This is a genomic window from Pantoea graminicola, from assembly GCF_048452665.1.
Lineage (GTDB): Bacteria > Pseudomonadota > Gammaproteobacteria > Enterobacterales > Enterobacteriaceae > Pantoea.
The window spans coordinates 811,770-818,903 of the sequence record NZ_JBLWSJ010000001.1; the positions used below are offsets into that span (position 1 = coordinate 811,770).

At 58.3% G+C, this 7,134-nt stretch carries 6 protein-coding genes; all 6 read right to left on the reverse strand.

What is annotated here, in order from left to right; all coding sequences use genetic code 11:
* Positions 1-6: 6 nt before the first annotated feature.
* The gene (locus tag ACNY69_RS03985; protein WP_293769758.1) at positions 7-783 is read right to left on the reverse strand and encodes a PP2C family protein-serine/threonine phosphatase; all 777 of its coding nucleotides are present in this window, start codon (positions 781-783) and stop codon (positions 7-9) included.
* On the reverse strand, positions 780-1,916 hold the full coding sequence (gene tagH, locus ACNY69_RS03990) for a type VI secretion system-associated FHA domain protein TagH (protein WP_111140241.1): 1,137 nt from the start codon (positions 1,914-1,916) through the stop codon (positions 780-782). Before tagH ends, ACNY69_RS03985 begins: the two co-directional genes overlap by 4 nt.
* A gap of 36 nt (positions 1,917-1,952) precedes the next feature.
* Positions 1,953-2,651, reverse strand: coding sequence for a type VI secretion system-associated protein TagF (gene tagF / locus ACNY69_RS03995; RefSeq protein ID WP_111140240.1), 699 nt, complete (start codon positions 2,649-2,651; stop codon positions 1,953-1,955).
* 7 nt (positions 2,652-2,658) lie between these two features.
* A complete protein-coding gene (tssM, locus tag ACNY69_RS04000; protein WP_418797353.1) occupies positions 2,659-4,779 on the reverse strand; it encodes a type VI secretion system membrane subunit TssM in 2,121 nt (706 codons plus the stop codon).
* On the reverse strand, positions 4,780-5,997 hold the full coding sequence (gene icmH / locus ACNY69_RS04005) for a type IVB secretion system protein IcmH/DotU (RefSeq protein WP_111140238.1): 1,218 nt from the start codon (positions 5,995-5,997) through the stop codon (positions 4,780-4,782).
* Between the two features lie 85 nt (positions 5,998-6,082).
* Positions 6,083-6,574 (reverse strand): SH3 domain-containing protein, encoded by a 492-nt coding sequence (locus ACNY69_RS04010; RefSeq protein WP_199560011.1) that lies wholly within the window; start codon positions 6,572-6,574, stop codon positions 6,083-6,085.
* Between the last annotated feature and the right edge of the window lie 560 nt (positions 6,575-7,134).

Below are 7,134 nucleotides of genomic sequence, written 5' to 3' on the forward strand. Positions count from 1 at the left end.
TTGGAATCAAAATCGAGGCGGCAGGAAGCGCGCCGAATCAGCCAGTGAATAGAGCAGGGTGGCCTCTTCCGGCTCACCAATCCAGACCGCCAGGGCGCTGAGATTGTCTTTTTTTACACTGCGGCTTACCGCCTGTTCCATCAGAGCCAGCCACTCTTCACAGGCATTGACCATGCGCAGCGCCTGCTCCATCTCACCGCTGGTCAGGTTCAGCCAGAAACCATCGGTGCAGACCAGAAAAGCATCACCATCCTCAAGGGCAATCTCCTGCGAGAAGCTCACTAAGCGAGGCGGCTCAGCGCCGAGCGCATTATAAAGTAAATTACTGTTAATGCCGGTATTTTCATAGCCCGCTTCTTTCAGCTGCTGCGCCAGGCTGTGGTCACGGGTGACCTCATGCAGCACGCCACGCCGGAAGTGATAAACCCGGCTATCACCGGCATGCGCCCACCATGCCCGCTGTTTTTCGCGGTCAATAAACAGGGCCGCCAGCGTGGTGCTCATACGCGAATATTTCGGATTTTTACCCTGTTCCTCATGCAGCGCGACGCGGCAATATTCAATCGCCTGACGGGTGCGTTCCGGCGTAAACGCCTCACACGCCTGCAACTGGCTCAGCAGGGTGTCACGCACCAGTTGCGCTGCTCTCTCACCGCCGGGCAGACCGGCCACGCCATCGCAGACCACGAAACAGGCTTTACGCTCATCCAGCTCGGCGCCTGTGCGATCCTGATTCTCATCACGCAGCCCCTGCTGGCAGCGGCTGGCAAAAACGATCTTCATGCTTCATCCACCCGCGTCTGAGAGTCTTTATACTGATTGACCTCCATGTCATAGGCATGAAGAAAGGCTTCGCCAAACAGCGTGTGGAAATCGTCCTCGATCTCGCCAGCGGTTCGCTGATAATTACGGATAAAATAGTCCCACATTGCCGCCTTTTTAACGGTGGAGAAGGGCAGTTTTGACACCACGCCATCGGCGCGCGCCTGCTCCTCCAGCCGCTGTGGATTAAAGGATTGCAGCATCGCCGCGATAATGGCGCGGATACCGGCAATCATGCCCAGCTGGTGGGCCTGCAAATCGACCAGCGCATCGCGCACCGCCTGTTCCGGCGGCATAAAGCCAGGCATCTGGCTCTGATACATCTGCATCAGTACCGTTTTGCCGGAGGGCAGGATCTTGAACGGGTTATTTGCCTCGTTCAGGATCATCGTCATGTCCGCTTTGACGCCGCGCTTGAGGATGGATCGCGACGAGAGCAGCGCCACGGTGCCCTGCGAGAAGAGGCTTAACATCCGGCCGGTGATGCGCATCTGCTCTTCATCCACCGGCGTGGCGTGACCGTTGCTCAGCCCCATGCCATCCAGCAGGGCTGCGATGAGTCTGTCCTGGTCTGCAGGCTGCGTCGTCAGCGCCCTGCGCGGCTCACTGGCCTGCGGATCGATCGCCAGCCGGGCGTCGGTGTGGCGTTCATGGCGCGAAGGTGGCGTCTCGCTGACCAGCAGCGACGCCTCGACCTCATGATGTTCGTGGATGCCCAGCGGATTGGCTGGCTCGGCGCTGTCACCGGCAAACAGCGCCAGGGGATCGCTCTGTGTGTCCTGGCAGGCGGGATCACGCACCTCCAGGGCATAGTCGCCTATTCGCAGCGCATCGCCATGTTTCAGCACGACCTGCATCCCGCGCCCCAGCGTCAGGCCATTGTGTTCCACCGGCGTGACGCTGCCCTGATTGGTCAGGCGGCACTCGCCATCATGGGAGAGGTGAACCAGCGCCTGCAGCCGCGAAATTGCGCGTGTTTCATCCGGCAGCACCAGATCGTTGTCCTGACTGCGGCCAATGGTGCCGCCAGGGGGCTGAAACGCGACGCTTCTGACCGGAACATCCGTAGTGCATTGCACAATGGTAAATTGCATGAGTTATCCCAGATTAGACGGCAAACGCATCCGGCCTCACTCGAACATCGGAGGATAGAGGCCATTACGCCCCGGCTGTGAACCTGCAGCCGGGTTAAACAGTAACGAAAACAGTTGCGCTGTGAGGTTGCCGCTATGCTTGTGGGTCGCATGGGCAAAACCATCACTGCGGTTACTCCACCAGTAGCTCATATGCTGCTGTGGATCGAAACGTTCAGCCACTTCACGCCAGCTCAGCGTACAGGGCAGATCCTGAAAACCAATCACATCCATGATCTCGGACGGCTTCCGCGCGGGCACCATCAGCGGCGGCAGGGCCTGGATCTGCTGTTCCAGTTGCTCACCATTCAGTGGCGTCTGCACCGCCTGCAACAGCGTCGCGCCCAGGTCCTGAAACCAGTCGCCGGAGATGGTCAGCTGGGCAGGATGCCACTGCGCCAGCGAAAAACTGTGCAGCGCCAGCAGCGGCCAGGCGCGCCCGACGCGGTCACAGGAGGGCAGTAAGCAGCCCATCTGTATCTGCGGCCGGGTCGCGGTCACCGGCAGAACAAAGTTCCACACCGGCGCGTGAAGAAAGTCCGCGCTGAAGGACCAGGCCTGCTGATGCCAGTGGATCAATCCCTGCTGAAACCAGTGATTCCACGGGCCGATCTGCTGCTCGCTCAGCCGGCGATGCAGAAAGTCACCGGTTGACGGCAGCTTGCCATACCAGCCGGGGGCCGTGTAAACCGCCATATTCACCTCACCATGACCCGTTGTGCGGGTTTGACTGCGGCGCCGGATGCGCGGGCGACACTGCCAGCACCGCTCCGTTCTGACCCGCAATGTTCAGATTTTCAGCCAGCTTGCGCATCATCAGGGCATTATCCCGCGCATAAGGCGACGACTGTATCTGCTGATCCAGCAGCTGGCTCAGATGCCAGTCGAGCTGTTGCAGGTCGCGGGCGCTGACCGTATCGGGCAGGCTTCGCTGTAAATTCTGCAGCAGCCAGGCCCGCAAAAACTCGCCATCATAATTGCGTGGCTGATAGAGCATCTGATAGGCGCGCAGCGCATTACGGCTGTAGGCATTATCGTCACCCGGATCGTTGCGCAGGATGTTTGTAATCTGCTGAGCGACACGGGGCAGCAGCAGAGACTTAAGCGCATTTTGATAAAGCACCCATGCGGCATCGCTGACCTGGCTGCCGCGATATAAGCCGGCCCGCATAGTAAGCGGCGGATTATCGAGAGAAAAACGTTCCGACAGCGGCAGCTTCACCAGGTTATTCAGAAAGGGTAGCAGATCAAAAATATTATCAGCAGGCTGATGAATCACCTGCTGACTCTGTGTGCGGATCGCCGGTATTCGCGCGGCGACCTGCTGCAGATAGTGCTGGTTCTGATAGTAGCTGAGGCTCCAGAGACCCGTGGCAATCAACAGAGCACCCGCCAGCACGCCATAGCCTATCCAGTGGAAGAGCTGATTACGGTACTCCCAGCGGCGGTTGCTGCCCGCCAGACCGCTCTCTTTGAAAATCAGATTGCTGAGCAGGTCACGAATAAAGAAGCTCTGGCCTTTGTTGCCAGGGATCGGGCTGTTGCGGTTCACGCTGTCCCAGGCGGCGATCGAGTGTTCCCCTGCCTGACGGAGTTGCAGTTTGCGGCTCAGTTCCCCCATGACCCGATCAAATGGCAGACCTTCCTGGGTGCCACTGGTGAAGAAGAGGCCACGCGGGCTCCAGGCAACCGCATCCTGATGATCAGAGAAGACGACATCCAGGTATTCGTTCAGCAGCGGACGCAGCGAGGCGAACTCCTGCGGAAAGAGAAAGCACTCAGCACGCTCGTTAAGGTCGCGTTCCTGCGTCATTTGCTCCGCCAGCTGCTCCTGAAGCTGCTGTTCCAGCCGCTGGAACTGCTGACCAAAATGGCGATGCCAGTCATCTTTGTGTGGCTTAGCCGGTTCCCGGTTAAAGGTGAATCCCCAGATTGCGTCACGTCGTGCCTTATCAATCGCGCCGAAATAGCTCATGAAGCCTTTAAGCAAATCGGTTTTGGTTACCATCACATACACCGGGAAGTGAATGCCGGTCTGCTGATGCAGTTCCGCCATGCGCTCACGCAGCGCGCTGGCCTGGGCGAAGCGGGCTTCGGCAGAGTCACTCAGCAGGTCGGCCACGCTGATGGTCATGATGACGCCGTTAATCGGCTGGCGGGTACGGTAACGTTTGAGCAGGTTGATGAAGGTGTGCCACTCCGCCGCATCGCGCACGCGCTGGCTCTCCTGCAGCGCATAGCGACCGGCGGTGTCGATCAGGACTGCACTGTCCGTAAACCACCAGTCACAGTTACGGGTGCCGCCGACGCCGCGGATGGCCGTTTTGCCCAGCGTGTCGGTCAGCGGGAAGTCGAGCCCGGCGTTAAACAGCGCGGTCGTCTTGCCGGCACCCGGCGCACCCATGACCAGATACCAGGGCAGCTGATAGAGATAACTGGCGTTGATGCGCGACAGCAGGCTGCCGCTGTGACGACGGCCAAACTGGGTGCGCTTAAGCTGTAACACCGCTTCGCTGAAGCGCTGATTGAGTCGTTCTTCTGTGATCTGACGTTCTGCCGGATCGTCGTTGCCGCTTACTTCGAGCTGCGTCAGCAGGCGGCTGTTGAACCAGGCACGGTAGAGTGACGGAATCAGCTGGAACAGGATCCAGAGAAAGTAGAGAACGCTTACGGTAAGCTGGCGCGGCAGCACCGATTCCAGCGGGCGTGATTCGCCCCATGACCAGAAGGGTCCGAGCATCCAGACCAGGCAGCTCAGCGCCGTGACGCCAATAAAGCTCCACAGCAGACGATGCGTGAGCAGCAAACGAAGAGAAGCGCGCATTTATTGTGCTCCTTGATGATTACTGAGCGTTTCAGGCGCGGCAAACAGGGTGATTTCAACGCGGCGGTTACGTGTACGGTTTTCACTGCTGTCGTTAGGCAGGAGCGGATCGCTGTCGCCACGGCCCTCAGATCGCACCGTATGGCCGTCAGCCAGCTGAAGCTGCAGTAACTGGGTGATAGCGCGGGCCCGGGCAAAAGAAAATTCGTAACTGGAGGCAAAGCGGCTGTTATCCACCGGATGATCGTCGGTAAAGACCGAGACCAGAATGGTGCCTTTCACATCTTTCATGGCCGCGGAGACGCGGGCGATCAGCGCGCGGCCAACCGGGTTGATCACGGTGCCCTGTTCGGCAAAGAGTTTGTCCGCCGGGATGATCACTTTGCTGCCAAAGGCGCCGTCGCTGACTTCGAGCTGTCCGGCGGCAATGACATCGTTCAGGCGCTGGCGCAGATCGAGCAGTGCCTGCGGAGAAGAGGGACGGCGACCTGCAGTGATCTGCGGAAGCGGCATCTGATAGAGCGTGCGCAGCAGCGGTTCGGCAGCGTTGCCGAGTCGCCAGTTGAGGCCGCTGTAGATCAGGCAGCCGATTAGCGCGACCAGCATAGCGCAGGCCCAGAGCGGCACCATCGGGCGGGCGAGGGTGCTGACCAGCGGATGCACCTCCACCAGCGGTGGTTGCGGCGTCTGGCGCTGAGCACGCGTCTCATCAATCAGGATTTTCAGGCGTTTGCGGATGCCTTCGCACTGGATGCGGCCATTTTCACTGCCGCGATAACGGCCTTCATAGCCCAGCAGCAGGCAGTACTGCACTACCTCCAGCAGCCAGAGGTGCTGTTGCGGGCTTTGTGAAATGCGTGAGAGCAGCTGGAAGAATTTTTCGCCGCCCCAGCTTTCGTTGTGAAAGGTGACCAGCATGCCGTTGCCTGACCAGACGCCACGCGTGCCCCAGGGGGTTTGTGCCGCCGCTTCATCTAGCGCGCTACAGATGCAGTAACGTGCGCCGATAATCATTTCAAACGGCAGCCCGGCCTGTTTGCAGCGTTGTTCAAACTGGCGGATTTCATCGATCAGCGACTGGCGCAGCCCTGCAGGGTCGTCATGCGTGGCTGCCTGACGAATCTGCACCACCGCGTTCAGCAGTGGCGCGGCAGCCTGCAGTAAGAGATTCTCATTGCCTGAGGGAGGCGCTTCACGCGCCGGAGATTCCACAGTCATTAATTCGTGATCTTCCAGCCAATGGCAAATCCCTGTACCCGCAGACCGGGACAGTGCTGCGGGCAATATGCGCCGGATTTCATAATCAGTCTAAGATCCAGGTCGCGGTATCGTTCGTCCGACAGGCTTTGCTGGCGCCGCCCACGGCGACACAGACTTGTTTCGCTTTGCGCGGACGGGGGCGATCGCTCTGCAGGGTGGCATCGTAGCGGCTACTTTCCACGCCCGCTTTTAACGGAACATAACCAATTAACGGGCCATCGGCCTGGTCAGCAATCGCCAGCCAGTTGTGTTCGACGTTACCTAATACTTCAAAAGGTTTACCCGTTTCGAGATAGCGGACGACTTTGCCGCCGTAGTCAGGCGAGGTCATGACGGAGGCGCCATAGAGTGCGCGCCAGGTCTGGTTGACCGGTTCGAATTCCGTCGGTGCCGCGACAGCGTGTCGATGGACCAGTTTGACGCCGTTAATTTCGCTGGTGACCAGCGTATCATCTGTAACGGGCGGCGGCGGGGCCTTACAGCCTGCCAGGGTAAGCACCGCCAGCAGCGTTAACGCAAGACTCTTTTTCACCATGTTCCTCGTGATCTCATCAAAGTATCTGCATATTGCCAGGCCCGATGCAGGAGACGCTGTTTATCGCGCCGCATCGTGCCGAAATTCTGTAAAAGAAAAAGGTCAGATTACATCAGGATAGTAACGCGATTAGTCTACCTAAGACTTTTGAGAATTCAAACCATTGCACCTGTTGTGAATGCGTGATAGCGGGCACTTTGGCGGCGGGTTTCGGGGTAAGAAAAGCGCCAGCGAATGCGATAGTTAAAGCGAACTGAATGATCGCAGGGACAAACTTGTTCTTAACAGTGTTATGCATTCTGACATGCAATGGATTCAATTGGAAACTATTAAGATTTTCTAATAACTTTCTGGTGAAAAATTTTATCGATTTGAGTTATGAATCTCATAAAAATCAGAATTTACGCGCCTGTTCTGGCCCCCTGTTTTCCAGATAACGGCACGTCTTTTGCTTTAACGGCGTTTTAATGGCGGGGTGAGGTGGATGGGTGAGGCGCGGACGGGAAGCGCGGTTAAGTGCGCGGAAAGCGTGGCGCATCGTGCAGAAAAGACCCGCCTGA

What these genes read in the sequence shown, in the direction of transcription:
- ACNY69_RS03985 (WP_293769758.1), bottom strand. Translation starts at nt 783, where the DNA reads ATGAAGATCGTTTTTGCCAGCCGCTGCCAGCAGGGGCTGCGTGATGAG.
- tagH (WP_111140241.1), bottom strand. Translation starts at nt 1,916, where the DNA reads ATGCAATTTACCATTGTGCAATGCACTACGGATGTTCCGGTCAGAAGC.
- tagF (WP_111140240.1), bottom strand. Translation starts at nt 2,651, where the DNA reads ATGGCGGTTTACACGGCCCCCGGCTGGTATGGCAAGCTGCCGTCAACC.
- tssM (WP_418797353.1), bottom strand. Translation starts at nt 4,779, where the DNA reads ATGCGCGCTTCTCTTCGTTTGCTGCTCACGCATCGTCTGCTGTGGAGC.
- icmH (WP_111140238.1), bottom strand. Translation starts at nt 5,997, where the DNA reads ATGACTGTGGAATCTCCGGCGCGTGAAGCGCCTCCCTCAGGCAATGAG.
- ACNY69_RS04010 (WP_199560011.1), bottom strand. Translation starts at nt 6,574, where the DNA reads ATGGTGAAAAAGAGTCTTGCGTTAACGCTGCTGGCGGTGCTTACCCTG.